The sequence below is a fragment of the Streptomyces sp. NPDC048417 genome (assembly GCF_040651615.1).
Lineage (GTDB): Bacteria > Actinomycetota > Actinomycetes > Streptomycetales > Streptomycetaceae > Streptomyces.
Genome location: NZ_JBEZKI010000035.1, coordinates 18,893 through 32,968, shown reverse-complemented (window position 1 = coordinate 32,968; position 14,076 = coordinate 18,893). Strand labels below are relative to the sequence as shown.

The 14,076-nt window shown below is 70.7% G+C and carries 14 protein-coding genes; 9 read left to right on the top strand and 5 right to left on the bottom strand.

The features are described 5' to 3' along the window. Positions 1 to 29: 29 nt before the first annotated feature. The gene (locus tag AB0D59_RS41290; RefSeq protein ID WP_362576478.1) at positions 30 to 707 is read left to right on the top strand and encodes a pyridoxamine 5'-phosphate oxidase family protein; all 678 of its coding nucleotides are present in this window, start codon (positions 30 to 32) and stop codon (positions 705 to 707) included. 105 nt (positions 708 to 812) lie between these two features. On the opposite strand, the gene AB0D59_RS41285 is transcribed toward AB0D59_RS41290, so the two are convergent. Together AB0D59_RS41285 and AB0D59_RS41280 are read right to left on the bottom strand one after the other, a co-directional pair. Then, a complete protein-coding gene (locus AB0D59_RS41285; protein ID WP_362576420.1) occupies positions 813 to 1,790 on the bottom strand; it encodes an EamA family transporter in 978 nt (325 codons plus the stop codon). A 46-nt stretch (positions 1,791 to 1,836) separates the two neighbouring features. Then, positions 1,837 to 2,412 carry a Clp protease N-terminal domain-containing protein gene (locus tag AB0D59_RS41280; protein ID WP_362576419.1) on the bottom strand — a complete coding sequence of 192 codons (576 nt, stop codon included), beginning with the start codon at positions 2,410 to 2,412 and terminating at the stop codon, positions 1,837 to 1,839. Between the two features lie 200 nt (positions 2,413 to 2,612). Between AB0D59_RS41280 and AB0D59_RS41275 the strand changes: the two genes are divergently transcribed. Together AB0D59_RS41275 and AB0D59_RS41270 are read left to right on the top strand one after the other, a co-directional pair. Next, positions 2,613 to 2,807 (top strand): hypothetical protein, encoded by a 195-nt coding sequence (locus AB0D59_RS41275; RefSeq protein WP_362576418.1) that lies wholly within the window; start codon positions 2,613 to 2,615, stop codon positions 2,805 to 2,807. Positions 2,808 to 2,922: 115 nt separating this feature from the next. After that, positions 2,923 to 3,351, top strand: a complete 429-nt coding sequence (locus AB0D59_RS41270; RefSeq protein WP_362576417.1) for an SRPBCC family protein — start codon at positions 2,923 to 2,925, stop codon at positions 3,349 to 3,351. Between the two features lie 75 nt (positions 3,352 to 3,426). Here the strand turns inward: AB0D59_RS41270 and AB0D59_RS41265 are convergent, their stop codons facing one another. Next, positions 3,427 to 4,023, bottom strand: a complete 597-nt coding sequence (locus AB0D59_RS41265; protein ID WP_360493184.1) for a PadR family transcriptional regulator — start codon at positions 4,021 to 4,023, stop codon at positions 3,427 to 3,429. A 617-nt stretch (positions 4,024 to 4,640) separates the two neighbouring features. Here AB0D59_RS41265 and AB0D59_RS41260 point away from each other — a divergent pair. From AB0D59_RS41260 to AB0D59_RS41250, 3 genes are all read left to right on the top strand, one after another. Further along, positions 4,641 to 5,537: an aminoglycoside phosphotransferase family protein gene (locus tag AB0D59_RS41260; RefSeq protein WP_362576416.1), complete on the top strand. Its 897-nt coding sequence runs from the start codon at positions 4,641 to 4,643 to the stop codon at positions 5,535 to 5,537. Positions 5,538 to 5,841: 304 nt separating this feature from the next. Beyond that, the gene (gene argG / locus AB0D59_RS41255; RefSeq protein ID WP_362576415.1) at positions 5,842 to 7,290 is read left to right on the top strand and encodes an argininosuccinate synthase; all 1,449 of its coding nucleotides are present in this window, start codon (positions 5,842 to 5,844) and stop codon (positions 7,288 to 7,290) included. Between the two features lie 505 nt (positions 7,291 to 7,795). Continuing rightward, on the top strand, positions 7,796 to 8,608 hold the full coding sequence (locus AB0D59_RS41250) for a PhzF family phenazine biosynthesis isomerase (protein WP_362576414.1): 813 nt from the start codon (positions 7,796 to 7,798) through the stop codon (positions 8,606 to 8,608). Here the strand turns inward: AB0D59_RS41250 and AB0D59_RS41245 are convergent. Both AB0D59_RS41245 and AB0D59_RS41240 read right to left on the bottom strand, forming a co-directional pair. Next, positions 8,598 to 9,398, bottom strand: coding sequence for a type II CAAX endopeptidase family protein (locus AB0D59_RS41245; RefSeq protein WP_362576413.1), 801 nt, complete (start codon positions 9,396 to 9,398; stop codon positions 8,598 to 8,600). The two genes, AB0D59_RS41250 and AB0D59_RS41245, sit on opposite strands and share 11 nt — an antisense overlap. A 714-nt stretch (positions 9,399 to 10,112) precedes the next feature. After that, the gene (locus tag AB0D59_RS41240) at positions 10,113 to 11,633 is read right to left on the bottom strand and encodes a glutamate--cysteine ligase (RefSeq protein ID WP_362576412.1); all 1,521 of its coding nucleotides are present in this window, start codon (positions 11,631 to 11,633) and stop codon (positions 10,113 to 10,115) included. 558 nt (positions 11,634 to 12,191) lie between these two features. On the opposite strand from AB0D59_RS41240, the gene AB0D59_RS41235 reads away from it, so the two are divergent. The 3 genes from AB0D59_RS41235 (at position 12,192) to AB0D59_RS41225 (ending at position 14,040) form a co-directional block, all read left to right on the top strand. Then, the gene (locus AB0D59_RS41235) at positions 12,192 to 12,776 is read left to right on the top strand and encodes a hypothetical protein (RefSeq protein WP_362576411.1); all 585 of its coding nucleotides are present in this window, start codon (positions 12,192 to 12,194) and stop codon (positions 12,774 to 12,776) included. A gap of 36 nt (positions 12,777 to 12,812) precedes the next feature. Continuing rightward, positions 12,813 to 13,588 (top strand): IS5 family transposase gene (locus tag AB0D59_RS41230; RefSeq protein WP_362576410.1). Its coding sequence is split into 2 segments (ribosomal slippage): positions 12,813 to 13,137 and positions 13,137 to 13,588, totalling 777 coding nucleotides; the frame shifts between segments, so codons are not numbered across the junction. A 245-nt stretch (positions 13,589 to 13,833) separates the two neighbouring features. Beyond that, positions 13,834 to 14,040: a DUF5999 family protein gene (locus tag AB0D59_RS41225; protein ID WP_046727224.1), complete on the top strand. Its 207-nt coding sequence runs from the start codon at positions 13,834 to 13,836 to the stop codon at positions 14,038 to 14,040. The last annotated feature ends 36 nt before the right edge of the window (positions 14,041 to 14,076 follow it).

Sequence of the window (14,076 nt, the reverse complement as noted above, 5' to 3'; positions counted from 1 at the left end):
GATGCGCAATGGAGACCGCTGAGCCCGCCGTGCAGGGGACCGTACCGACGCAGCCCGCCGCCTACACCCCGTCCGACCGCACCGTCCCGACACGCTCCGCCGAGCGGGCGTCGTACGACAGGGAAGTGGTGCACTCGATCCTCGACGAGGGCTATGTCTGCCACCTCGGCTTCGTGCGCGACGGCGCGCCGGTGGTGCTGCCGACGCTGTTCGCCCGGGTCGGCGAGGTGCTGTACGTGCACGGCTCGACGGGCTCGCGCCCGCTGCGGATGACCGGACAGGCCGACCCCGGGCTCCCGGTGTGCGTGACGGTCACCCATGTGGACGGCCTGGTGCTGGCCCGCTCCGCCTTCCACCACTCGATCAACTACCGCTCGGTCGTGGTGCACGGCGTCGCCCACCAGGTCACCGACCCCGAGGAGAAGCGTCTCGCGCTGGACGCCCTGGTCGACCACGTGGTGCCGGGCCGCTCCGCCGACTCCCGCCCGGCCGACCGGAAGGAACTGGCCGCGACGGCGGTGATCCGCCTGGACCTGGACGAGGTCTCGGCCAAGACCCGCACGGGTGCCGCCAACGACGAGCCCGAGGACCTGGACCTGCCGTACTGGGCGGGCGTGGTGCCGCTGCGAAAGGGGTACGGCACGCCGATCGCCAACGGCGACCTGGCGGCGGACGTACCGGTTCCGTCGTACCTCAAGCACGCCTGACGCACGTTCCGGCAAGGGCCTGCGCGCCCCTTCGGTGGGTGCGCGGGGCCGTGGCGAGGCGACACCGCCCACGGAGCCCCCGCACCCGCACCCGCCGGCGGACGGTCATCCCGCGGACGTCGAGGCGACCCGCCCCTCCACCACGCTCCGGTCCACCACCGACTCCTTCGCCGGCGTCGAGGACTGCGCGATGAACGCGCCCAGCAGCACAACGGCCCCGCCCAGTACCTGCGGCGCCGCCAGCCGCTCCCCCAGCAGTACCCAGGCCAGCACGGTCGCCACGACCGCCTCGAGACAGGCCACCACCCCCGCGACCTGCGGAGACAGCCGCCGCACCGACAGCACACCGGTGACGTAGGCGATGACCGTCGCGACCAGCACGATCCACGCCAGCAGGGCGAACGCCGGCACCGTCGTCCCGTTCATCCGCGCGGAGCCGGCCAGCACCGACCAGTCCATCGCCCACGGCCGCGCCACGACCGTCAGCACAGCGGCCCCCACCAGCAGCCCGTACGCGATGACCCCCAGGGGATCCACGCCGTCTCCGCCACCGTGATCGGCGAGCACGAAGTACCCCACCTGACAGCACGCCGCCGCCAGTGCCAGCGTCAGCCCCAGCGCGTCGAAGCTCAGCCCCGCCCACACCTCGACGACGCACGCGAGACCGCCGGCCGCGAGGGCGACGCCGAGCGCGGCAGCGCGGGTGACCGGCCGGCGCTGTACGAATCGGACCCAGCCGAGCACCAGCGCGGGGGCGAGGTACTCCACGAGCAGCGCCACCCCCACGGGTATGCGGGAGATCGCGGCGAAGTAGCAGGCCTGGACACCGGCGACGGCGAGCAGGCCGAACCCGGCGAGCAGCGCGGGCCGGCGGCGCGGCAGGTCACGGTGGCGGACGGCGAGCGGCAGCATCACCAGGGCGGCGCCCGCCACCCGCAGCCACACCACGTGCAGCGGGTCGAGCCCGGCCTCGATCAGCGGCTTGGCCGCGACGCCGGAGCCGCCGAAGGCGAGTGCCGATCCGAGGGCGAGGGAGAGCCCGAGGCCCCTGCCATGGCTGCTGTCAGTGATACGCACCGGCACATGATGCCAGGGGACGACATGAGCGTCACGCCCTTTGACCCCTGTCTCAACGGCTGGACGTGCGGCTTTCCGTCTCGGCGTCCCACACTCCGCCATCCCCGTCGACCCGCACGGCCAGGGCACGGGCGGCCACTCCGGCCCGCTCCAGCACCTCCACGGCCCGGGACTCCGGATCCACGACGAGGCCCGCCAGCAGATCGGTGCCCTCGGCCCGGTCGGCGGTGCGGCGCCGGGCGCGGCTACGGGCGTACTCCAGGGCGGCCGCGGCCACCGGCGACCAGGCCCCGTCCCCCTTCGCCCCGGCCTGCGCAACGGCCGGCAGCGCGCCGGAGTCCTCGACCCCGCTCTGCCAGCGCAGCCCGTAGCCGATGCTGCGCTGCACGAGATAGCCGAGCAGCCGGGCGAGTTGCGGGGCGTCGCCGATGACGGCGCGGACCTCGGGGTCGTGCTCGATCAGCGAGTGCAGCAGATGGGCGGTGTCGACCTGGCGGTCCCCGTCCCGCACCGCCCTCCGGCGGGCACCGGCGACCACCGCTGCCAGCTCGGCGCCGAGCCCGGCATCGTCGTCCGTGTGGATGCCGCCCTGGTCCTGGACGGACTGGCGGGGAATACGGGGTTGCACATCCCCTACCTCATCAACCGCAAGCGCTTGAGTCATCGCCGAGGGGAAGCATCTTCGCGTCCCACGCAGAGTGGACGGCGACGGCCGGAATCTCCTCCTTACGGATGAGATCAGGCCGATTCCCCCGCACGGGGCGCGCGCCGTCTTGCCGTGCGCCCCATGCGCAACCGCCGCGCACCGGTCGTACGTCTCTCGTCGTTATGGAGAGCGGGTGCGGTTGCTGGCTGGTCGCGCTGCCTGCGGTCGACGGCAGGCAGTACGTGTACCGGGTGTACGCGCCGGAGGACGCGCTGCTCGCGGACCTGTTCTGGGACGCGTGGCACTGCCACGACGAAAGCGCCTTCCCGCGGGCCTGGGACCTGTTCGACGCGGCGGAGATACGGCGGGTGGTCTGAGGCTCCGGGCGCGACCGGGGATCCGCACATTTCCTGACGGTTCATCAGTATTGAATGTTCGAGGCCCTGCGGCTACGTTCCGCGACACCGTAGCCCGATACGAAGGGGTGGTCGCATGGCCGAAGTCAGCGCGGAGTCACGCATCCAGGCACCGGCCGAGAAGGTGTGGGCACAGCTCACCGACTGGTCGGCGTACGGGCAGTGGAACGCGACCCACACCAGTTTCCCCAAGGGCGGCCCGGAGAACCTGACGGTGGGCGGGACCTTCCAGGAGAACATGAAGCTGATGGGCTTCCCGGCGGAGGTCGAGTGGACCATCGAGGAGCTGGAGCCGGCGCGGGTGCTGGCGATCCGCGGCAAGGGCCCGATGGCGGTGACCGTCGCGACCCGCTACACGCTGACCCCGGACGGGGACGCGACGGGGGTGCGGATCGACGGCGAGTTCACGGGCGCGGCCGTGTCACTGATGGCGGGCAAGCTCAAGGACTCGGCGACGGCCGCGCTGAACGAGTCGCTGCGCAAGCTGGCCGGGCTGGTGGCCTGAGCCCAGCCCCGGGCAGCCGGAAGGGCGCCCCGCGGATCACTCCACGGGGCGCCCTGTTCGCCGTGACCACGAGGGTCAGTCCTCATCGGCGAGGATGAGGTACAGCTTCTTGCGGGTCTCGTTGATGACGGCCAGCGCCTTCTCGCGCTGCTCCTTGGTGCCGGTCTTCCAGACCTGCCCGAAGGCCTCCATCAGGCCGAAGCCGGCCTGCCGGATCTCGCCGAGCGCTTCGAAGTCGACCCCGCGGGAAGCCTCTTCCCAAGGGGCGTCCGGGCCCTCGTCGGCGGCCGTACGGCCGCTGTCGGTGAGGGAGAACAGCTTCTTGCCGCCCTCGCTCTCGCTGGTGATCAGACCCTCGTCCTCCAGCAGCTGGAGGGTGGGGTAGACCGAGCCGGGGCTGGGCTTCCACGCACCGCCGCTGCGCTCGGCGATCTCCTGGATCATCTCGTAGCCGTGCATCGGGCGGTCCTTCAGCAGGGCCAGGATCGAGGCCCGCACGTCACCGCGCCGCGCCCTCCCCCTGGGACCGCCGCGCCCTCGCGGCCCCCAGTGCCCCGGTCCGAAACCGGGCCCGCCGGGGCCGAAGCCGGGGCCGCCCGGACCGAAGGGCCCGAACGCCGCACGGCGTCCCTGTCGCTGTCCATGTCCACGCTCGTGTCCGTGGGAACGCATGGCAATCACTCCATTCCATCGTTGATCTGTCGCGTATCGTTCGCGATGCCTCAACGATATATCGGGAGTGTTCGCATGGCAACCCTCTTCCGGTCATCCCCTTGGTCCCGTGTCACCCCATGAGTCGTTTTCTGGGGGTGCTGGATGGCTGTACCGGCTGGGGTCGATCGGGCGGGGCCGTGCATCGAGTTGTCGTACATGGCTGCAGTGCACGGGCGTCGTCGGCGTCCGTTGCGGGACGTGTGACCAGTCGGTTCGAGGAGGTCGCTCCGGTACGTACGTTCCGCTGGTCGCGGAGTGAGCGGCACTTCCCGGGCTGACACTGGGCGGCGGGACGCCCCCTTGCCGACCTGCAACTGCCGACCTGCAACGAGCGCTGATCGACACGCGATGCGGCATCCGCTTCCAGCCCCTGCGCTCCAGGGCGGCCGCCGGCACGCCGTCCATGGCGCGCCCTGCACCCGCCGCGACACCGTCGTCGCCCGCAACCGGCCCTTTCGTCGGAGCCGGAAATCTCAGTTGATCCGAACCCTGGCGCATGAATACTGGCTGTCGCCTCAGTTGATCCGGCCTGCTTCCGGCGTTTCGAGTCGGACTAGTGGAAGAGCGCGCGAGAGATGACCATGCACGATGACCAAGTGGACGTGACCACCGAAACCGTTGCGGCTTTGGTCCAGGAACAGTTCCCTCAGTGGAGCGGCAAGGCGATCCGACTCCTGCCGTCGACCGGGACGGTCAACGCCATCTTCCGCATCGGGAACGACCTCTCGGCGCGTTTCCCACTGCGTCTGGCCGATGCCGCCGAGACGCTGACGTTTCTGCATCAGGAAGCCCAGGCGAGCGCGGAGTTGGCGCAGGTGTCTCGGTTCCCCGCCCCGGAACCCGTCGCCCTGGGAAAGCCTGGAGCGGGTTACCCCATGCCGTGGTCGGTCCAGACATGGCTGCCGGGAACGGTCGCCTCGGACGCCGACCCGAGTGGGTCGGACGCTTTTGCCGAGGACCTTGCGGCCTTCATCGCGGCACTCCGGGAGGCCGCGACGCGGGGGCGGCTCTTCAGCGGCGAGGGTCGCGGCGGCGTTCTCGCTCACCACGACGATTGGATGGCGACGTGCTTCGAGGAGAGTAAGGAGCTGCTCGACGTGCCCCGGCTGCGCCAGGCGTGGAGCCACCTTCGGGAGTTGCCGCGCACGGGTGCCGACGTGATGAGCCATAGTGACTTGATCCCCGGCAATGTACTGGTCGCGGGAGACCGGCTCAGCGGCGTACTCGACACCGGCGGCTTCGGCCCGGCCGACCCCGCGCTGGATCTGGTCAGTGCCTGGCACCTTTTGCAGCCAGGCCCGCGGGAAGTGCTCCGGCGGACACTGGGCTGTGACGATCTGGAGTGGGAGCGCGGCAAGGCATGGGCGTTCGAACAGGCGATGGGTCTTGTCTGGTACTACGTCGAGACCAATCCGACGATGAGCAGAATGGGGCGCCGGACACTCGACCGCATTCTGGAGTCGATGGAGTGATGTCACCCCGGTCACAGGCCGCGACAGAGACGATCGCTCGCCGCCCCACCGACAGCGTCACCAACCGGAACAGATCGCCTGAGACGACGAGCGAATCAGGCCGGATCACCTGACACGGGACAATTTGACACACGCGACCAGTCCCCACCCGGTGAGTCCGTCTCGACGAACCCAGTCCACGTGTCTCACCGCATCCAGTCCACGCAGGTCAGCCGAGTACGGGCGACGGACTTCGTTGAGAGAGGACACCTGGGCCGCGAACTGGGGCTTTGCATGACCATGCGTTGTGATGCATACTCTTCCTATGTCCAAGGTCCTCACCTCCCTTCCCGCCGGCGAGCGCGTCGGCATCGCCTTCTCCGGCGGGCTCGACACCTCGGTCGCGGTCGCGTGGATGCGCGACAAGGGCGCCGTCCCGTGCACGTACACCGCCGACATCGGCCAGTACGACGAGCCCGACATCGCCTCGGTGCCCGGCCGCGCCCAGACCTACGGTGCCGAGATCGCGCGCCTGGTCGACTGCCGGGCGGCGCTGGTCGAGGAGGGCCTGGCCGCACTGACCTGCGGTGCGTTCCACATCCGCTCGGGCGGGCGGGCGTACTTCAACACCACCCCGCTGGGCCGCGCCGTCACCGGCACGCTGCTGGTGCGGGCCATGCTGGAGGACGACGTCCAGATCTGGGGCGACGGCTCGACCTTCAAGGGCAACGACATCGAGCGGTTCTACCGGTACGGCCTGCTCGCCAACCCGCACCTGCGGATCTACAAGCCCTGGCTGGACGCGGACTTCGTCACCGAGCTCGGCGGCCGCAAGGAGATGTCCGAGTGGCTGCTCGCGCACGGGCTGCCGTACCGGGACAGCACCGAGAAGGCGTACTCCACCGACGCCAACATCTGGGGCGCCACGCACGAGGCGAAGACCCTGGAGCACCTGGACAACGGCATCGAGACCGTCGACCCGATCATGGGCGTGCGATTCTGGGACCCCGAGGTCGAGATCCTCCCCGAGGACGTGACCGTCGGCTTCGACCAGGGCCGTCCCGTGACGATCAACGGCAAGGAGTTCGAGACCGCCGTCGAGCTGGTCATGGAGGCCAACGCGATCGGCGGCCGGCACGGCCTCGGCATGTCCGACCAGATCGAGAACCGGATCATCGAGGCAAAGAGCCGCGGGATCTACGAGGCGCCGGGCATGGCGCTGCTGCACGCCGCGTACGAGCGGCTGGTCAACGCGATCCACAACGAGGACACGGTCGCGCAGTACCACAACGAGGGTCGGCGGCTGGGCCGGCTGATGTACGAGGGCCGGTGGCTGGACCCGCAGGCGCTGATGATCCGCGAGTCGCTCCAGCGGTGGGTCGGCGCGGCCGTCACCGGTGAGGTGACGCTGCGGCTGCGGCGCGGCGAGGACTACTCGATCCTCGACACGACGGGTCCGGCGTTCAGCTACCACCCCGACAAGCTGTCGATGGAGCGGACCGAGGACGCGGCGTTCGGTCCGGTGGACCGGATCGGCCAGCTGACCATGCGCAACCTCGACATCGCCGACTCCCGCGCGAAGCTGGAGCAGTACGCGGGCCTCGGCCTGATCGGCTCCGCCAACCCGGCGATCGGTGCGGCGCAGGCCGCGGCGACGGGCCTGATCGGCAGCATGCCGGAGGGTGGCGCCGAGGCGATCGCGTCCCGCGGGGAGGCCGCGCCGGACGCCGACGAACTGCTGGACCGGGCGGCGATGGAACTGGGCACGGACTGAGCGTTCCGCTCAGGGGGGCCGACTCGTCGCGGGTCGGCCCCTTTTCCGGCGGGGGCGACGGCGGGCACGGGCGCCGTGGAACCGGAGGGCCGCGTGGCCGGTGCGGCGCCGTTGCACGGTTTCGCGCAGTTCCCCGCGCCCCTGAGGAGCGCGCCGTCGTGGCTCGCGTTCGGACAATCGGTGCGGCGCCGTCGCCGTCGCTCGCGCAGTTCCCCGCGCCCCTGAGCGGCGCGCCGTCGCTGTCACCCGCGCAGTTGCCCCGCGCCCCTGACGAGCGCGCCGTCGTGGCTCGCGTTCGGACAACCGGTGCGGCGCCGTCGCCGTTGCTCGCGCAGTTCCCCGCGCCCCTGAGCGGCGCGCCGTCGCTGTCACCAGCTCAGTTGCCCGTGGCCCTTGCGGGGTGTGCATGGTCGTCGGTGGTGTGGGGGCCAGTGGAGGGAAAACGGTCCAGCGGGGCCGGATTGGCCTTGGGCGGTCGTCTCGTGGAAGCCCTAACGTCTGGTCCATGCGGATTCGAATCGTCGATGCCTTTGCCGAGCGGGCTTTCGCCGGGAACCCGGCCGGGGTCGTGCTGCTGGACGGCTTTCCCGATGACGGGTGGATGCAGAACGTCGCCATGGAGGTGAACCACGCCGAGACCGCGTTCGCGCACCCCCTGCCCGAGGGCGCTGACGCCGACTGGGCGTTGCGGTGGTTCACCCCGGTCACGGAGGTCGCGATGTGCGGGCATGCCACGCTCGCCACCGCCCACGTGATCGTGACGACAGGGGTGCAGGCGGGTCCCGTGCGGTTCGCCACCCGCAGCGGAGTGCTGACCGCGACGCCCGGCACGGACGGGGCGATCACCCTCGACTTCCCCACCGCCCCGCTCACCCGCGTCGACACCCCCGCCGGTGTCACCGACGCGCTCGGCGCCGAACCCGTCGCCGCCTTCGACACCGGGCCGAACGTGGGCGACCTGCTTGTCGAACTCGCCGACGAGAAGACCGTGCTCGGCCTCTCCCCCGACCTCAGGGCCCTCGGCGCCTACTCCGCGCGCGGAATCATCGCCACCGCCCGCGCCGCGGACCCCGCCCGGGGCTACGACTACGTCTCCCGCTGCTTCTTCCCGAACGTCGGCATCGACGAGGACCCGGTGACCGGCAGTGCGCACACCGCCCTCGCGCCGCACTGGTCCGCCCGGCTCGGCAGGCCCGATCTGACCGGGCTCCAGGCCTCCCGCCGTACCGGCTTCGTCCGCACCTCGCTGCGCGGCGACCGCACCCTGCTCACCGGACGGGCCGTCACCGTGATCGACGGGGAGCTGCTCACGCCGTAGGCAGCCAGCCCACCTTGCCCGCCAGCAGCGCGTAGCCGACGAAGGCGCCGATGTCGAGCAGGGAATGCGCCACCACCAGGGGGCCGACCCGGCCCCACCGCCGGTACAGGTAGACGAAGACCACGCCCATCACCATGTTGCCGACGAAGCCGCCGATCCCCTGGTAGAGGTGGTACGACCCGCGCAGTACGGAACTGGCCACCAGAGCCGTGCCCGCGCTCCACCCCAACTGGTCCAGCCGGCGCAGCAGGTAGCCGACGACGATGACCTCTTCGAGGATCGCGTTCTGCACCGCGGAGAGGATCAGCACGGGGTACTTCCACCACACGTCCGGCAGCGCCTCGGGCACCACCGTGAGGTTGAAGCCGAGGCCGCGTGCGGCCAGGTAGAAGGCGATTCCGGTGCTGCCGATCACCGCCGCGATCCCCGCCCCGCGCCCGAGGTCGGGCCAGGGGCGGGTGCGGTCGAAGCCGAGCGTGCGCAGGCTCGCGCCCTCGCGCAGCAGGAGATGGGCGACCAGGAGAACGGGGACGAGCGCGCTCGCGATGCCGAACAGCTGCCAGGCGAGATCCAGCCATGGGCGGCCCGGCGCGGCGGACGCGTTGAGGGTCGCCGCCTGGTCCTTCAGCCCGCCCGGTTTGGTGACCGATCCGATGAAGCTGATCAGGGCGGATACTCCACTCGCACCGAGCGAAAGCCCCAGAACGAGCAGCGTCTCGTCCCTGAGCATGCGCCGCGAGGGCCGCTCCAGTGGGTATGAATCGGCCACCTGCTCCGCCTCCACCTGCACTCCTGCCTCCAGTTGAGCAATCCCGCCCCATGCCCATCCTCACCCCGCCACTGCCTGGAAAGCAGTCACGAAGGAAGACCGTGCGCGCCGGGCTGTCGGGAGGACAGGAAGAGCACCACTGTCATGGGACGTCACAGCTTGCCCGATCAACACCGGGCGAGCGCGGCCGACCCCCGTCCCCGGGCCCACCGCCGCACGATCGCCCTGGCGACGGCCCGGTCCGCACGGTCATCCCGCAGGCGATCGTGGCGGCGGGAGCAGCAGGGGCGGCGGGAACGGCAGGAGCGGCGGGAACGGCAGGAGCGGCAGCAGCAACCGATACGGACCGACCCCGCCGGCTACCACGGCACCGCCGTACCGTCGCGGCGGAAGAGAGTTCGCGCCAACGTGGTCAGGAGCGCGGGGAACCGCGCGACCAGCCCCGACGGCGCCGCGCCCAGCACCCCGCCGCACCACGCACCGCGACACTCCGCCGCACCACGCACCGCGACACTCCGCCGCACCACGCACCGCGACACTCCGCCGCACCACGCACCGCGACACTCCGCCGCACCACGCACGGCGACGCCCGCCGCACCACGCACGGCAACACCCCACCGCACCACGCACCGCGACACCCCGCCGCACCACGCACGGCGACGCCCGCCGCACCACGCACGGCAACACCCCACCACACCACGCACGGCAACACCCCACGGCGCTCCCGCTCGCCGCTCACCCCATCAGCACCGGCTCCAATAACCCCACCGGCCACGTGTGCACCGGCTCCCCTTCGTTCATGAGCTCCGCATAGCGCCGCGTCATCGCGGCCAGCGCCTCGTCCCGCGGCAGTCCCCGCTCCAGCGCCCGGTGGAACGTCGCCGCCTGCCAGGACGCCCCGTTCACCCGCCGCCGGCAGCGTTCCTCGATCACGCCCAGATAGAAGTCCCGGTCGGCGGCTTCCACCCCCCACGCGTCCAGTCCCGCCGCCGCCAGCGGCAGCAGCTCGTCGCGGACCAGGATGACCGCGTCCACCTCGGTCGTACCGCCGCCGTACCGGCCCCTCCTCGGCCACACCAGCCGCGCGTCTATGCCATGACGGCACGCCGCGTCGAAGTTCGCCTCGGCCGCGGCGAACGGCAGCCGCGTCCACACCGGTCGTGACTCCTCCGCGAGTGCGCGGACGAGGCCGTAGTAGAACGCCGCGTTGGCGATGACGTCGGTGATGGTCGGCCCGGCCGGCAGGACACGGTTCTCGACGCGCAGGTGCGGGACACCGTCGGCGACGCCGTACACCGGCCGGTTCCAGCGGTACACCGTCCCGTTGTGCAGGACGAGTTCCGCGAGCTTCGGCACCCCGCCCGCGTCCAGCACGGCCAGCGGGTCCTCCTCGTCGCAGATCGGCAGCAGCGCCGGGAAGTAGCGCAGGTTCTCGTCGAAGAGCTCGTAGGCGGAGCTGATCCAGCGCTCGCCGAACCAGATGCGCGGCCGTACGCCCTGTGCCTGGAGCTCCGGCGGCCGGGTGTCCGTGGCCTGGAGGAACAGCGGGGGCCGGGACTCCCGCCACAGTTCGCGGCCGAAGAGGAAGGGGGAGTTCGCGCCCACGGCGATCTGCGCGGCGCAGGCCGCCTGCGCCGCGTTCCACACGTCGGCGAAACGGGCCGGGGTGACCTGGAGGTGCAGCTGGACGGAGGTACAGGCGGCCTCCGGGGCGATCGACTTCGACGTGCACCTGAGGTGCTCGACGCCCTCGATGTCGAGCACGAAGTCCTCACCCCGGGCGGCCACGATCTGGTCGTTGAGCAGGGTGTACCGGTCGACCTCGGAGAGGTTCGCGGAGACCAGGTCGTCCCGCTCCAGCGTGGGCAGAATGCCGACCATCACGATCCCGGCGTCCACCTCGCCCGCCTTGCGGTCGGCGTACGCCAGCGACGTCCGGAGTTCTTCGTCGAGCCGGTCGAATACCCGGCCGCCGAGGCGGTGTGGAGCTATGTTCACTTCCAGATTGAACATGGCGAGTTCTGTTTGGAAATCTCGGCTCGCGATACGTTCAAGAACCTGTCCGTTCAACATTCTCGGCATGCCGTCCGCACCGGCGAGATTCAATTCGATCTCGACGCCCATGAGGTTCTTGGGGCGGTCGAACCGCTTCTCCACCAGCAGTCGCTCCAGCCCCGACAGACAGTCGCGGAGCTTTTCACGGTAGCGCTGGCGATCGGACAGGTCGAACCGGCCCGCCACGACCTTCTCCCCCATCGAAGCGTCCCTCCTCGAATGGGCGGACCGGGGTTCCGGCCGCCGGTGGTCCCGGGTCCAGGTGGGATGATGCCCACCGGAAGCGATCGATAACGTCGCGCGCGGCACCGGTAGCCGCTAGTCTGTTGGAATGTGTCCTGCGGCACATTCACGGGGCATGGGGCATCATGCAACTTCGGGTTCCCCGATGTCCTCGTGAAAAACGCCGACGACATTCGGCCGACCGCGAGAACCCCGTATTCCGAGGTCAGCGCGGGCGCGGTGGGCCGGAAATCGGGAGGATTCCGCACGTATCAACGGCTGAATTGCGCCTTGTTCACTTCTGTGAAACGACCCGGTGAAACACCGTCTGAACAGGCGTCGTATAAACTCCGCGAACAAGGCAGAAGGCTGGCGCCCACGGTCTGGTTCCTGCCCTCTGAATGACGTGCGGCAGACAACGCCCGCACCTCTCTTCACCGAGCCGGGCCCCCGCCTCTCTGACCCCCCTGTGAGCTGACAGTGCCGTCCGCCCCTGCCCTCGCGCCGCCGCGCCTGTCGAACGAGAGGCGACCCACCATGCCGCTGCAATTCCCTCCTGCGCCCGCGCCCGCCCTGCGTTCCGTCCTCACCGCCCTCGGTTCTCCCACCGCGGTCCGCGAGGCCCGTACCCCCTCCCTGCGCACCGCCCAGGGACCCGCGACCCCCGAACTCCCCCTGCCCGTGCACGTCCTGGACCGGATCGCCCCGGAGGGCATGTCCGCAACCCGGCTGGCCGGCTGGCGCTTCCTGATCCGCTGCGGCGACCGCGCGGTGGCCGCGGCCGAGACGATGCTCACCCCGGACGGCTGGGCCTTCTCGCACTTCTTCGAGGGGCCCTACATCTCCTCCACGGAGCGGGCCCTGCACCAGGCCGAGGCCCTGCAACAGTCGTACCAGCCGCGCCTGTTGTCCCTGCCCGGCCTCTACATGCTCACCCTGTGGCTGCACGGCGACCGCACCGCGGACGGCGCCGAGGGTCACCCCGCCGCCACCGACCTGCTCATCCCGCTCGCCCCGGCCCCGCCCGGCATCGCGGCGCACCGGCCGCACCCGGTGGCCGAGTTGCTGCCCCTGCTGACCCGCCGGATCACACCGGCACCCCTGCTCATCACACCCGCCTGAGACCGTCACGCGCCGTACCCCGTCACCCTTGAACGAGTGACGGGGTGGGAGCTGTTTCAGCGGGTGGTCCCACCTGCTCCATCGCGGCCGCAGGGCGGCGGTCGGCGCCGGTACGGGGATCGCGAGGTGCTGGCCGCGATCATCTTCCTGGCCACGACGGGCTGCACCTGGCGGCAGTTGCCGCCGGTCCTCGGCCCGTCGGGGCCGACCGCGCACCGGCGCTTCACCGAGTGGACCGCCGCCCGGGTCTGGGCGAAGCTGCACCGCCTCATCGTCGACGAGTTGGGTGCGCGCGGTGAGTTGGACTGGTCGCGGTGCGCCATCGACTCGGCGAACATGCGGGCCCTGAAAGGGGGGACCTGACAGGTCCGAATCCGGTAGACCGGGGCAAGAAGGGCTCGAAGATCCACTTGATCACCGAGCGGACCGGTCTATCCCTCTCGATCGGGATCTCCGGCGCGAATCTGCATGACAGCCAGGCGCTCGAGCCGCTCGTGCGCGGCATCCCGCCCATCCGCTCCCGTCGCGGCCCGCGCAGGCGACGGCCCGCCAAGCTCCACGCGGACAAGGGCTACGACTACGACCACCTGCGCCGATGGCTACCCAAGCGAGGCATCCGGCACCGCATCGCCCGCAAGGGCATCGAGTCCTCCACCCGGCTGGGCCGGCATCGCTGGACGATCGAGCGCACGATGTCCTGGCTGGGCGGCTGCCGCCGTGTGCACCGCCGCTACGAACGGAAGGCCGAGCACTTCCTGGCCTTCACCGCCATCGCCTGCAGCCTCATCTGCTACGGCGGACACACCAGATGAGACGACCTCTAAGAGCCCGGCAACGCTTCTCCGTCGACCTGACTAGCCCCATCCGGCCATGCGAAACCATCCGAATTGGCCTCCCGGTCGAGATGAACCGTCCGCGCGAGTGACGCGTCTCCAACCTGTGAGAAGCGGTGCGGCTAAATCCCTGCGGAACATCGCCCGGAGGGCAACACTGGTTTCCGACCGACTCAACACCACGGGGGACCGAGATGACCACCACAGAGCGAGAGACCCCACTCATGTGCCAGCACCAGCCACCGTGCCCGACAGCAGAATCCGCCGACCGGGAGTCCGCCCGCCTGACGGCGCACCACCCGGAGCAGGGATGGAGCCTGCTGTGCAACGGCGTCCTGCTCTTCGAGGACACCGGTGAGCTTCTGCCCGACGGCCAGATCATCGCACCGCACCGCCCGCTCGGTGCCGGCAGCGTGATGACCGCCGCCTGACAGAACACCGCACCACCCCCGGGCGGCCCCGCCGCT

Coding starts and splice junctions, on each gene's coding strand:
- AB0D59_RS41275 (WP_362576418.1), top strand. CDS start 2,613: ATGGAGAGCGGGTGCGGTTGCTGGCTGGTCGCGCTGCCTGCGGTCGAC.
- AB0D59_RS41270 (WP_362576417.1), top strand. CDS start 2,923: ATGGCCGAAGTCAGCGCGGAGTCACGCATCCAGGCACCGGCCGAGAAG.
- AB0D59_RS41265 (WP_360493184.1), bottom strand. CDS start 4,023: ATGCGTTCCCACGGACACGAGCGTGGACATGGACAGCGACAGGGACGC.
- AB0D59_RS41260 (WP_362576416.1), top strand. CDS start 4,641: ATGACCATGCACGATGACCAAGTGGACGTGACCACCGAAACCGTTGCG.
- argG (WP_362576415.1), top strand. CDS start 5,842: ATGTCCAAGGTCCTCACCTCCCTTCCCGCCGGCGAGCGCGTCGGCATC.
- AB0D59_RS41250 (WP_362576414.1), top strand. CDS start 7,796: ATGCGGATTCGAATCGTCGATGCCTTTGCCGAGCGGGCTTTCGCCGGG.
- AB0D59_RS41240 (WP_362576412.1), bottom strand. CDS start 11,633: ATGGGGGAGAAGGTCGTGGCGGGCCGGTTCGACCTGTCCGATCGCCAG.
- AB0D59_RS41235 (WP_362576411.1), top strand. CDS start 12,192: ATGCCGCTGCAATTCCCTCCTGCGCCCGCGCCCGCCCTGCGTTCCGTC.
- AB0D59_RS41225 (WP_046727224.1), top strand. CDS start 13,834: ATGTGCCAGCACCAGCCACCGTGCCCGACAGCAGAATCCGCCGACCGG.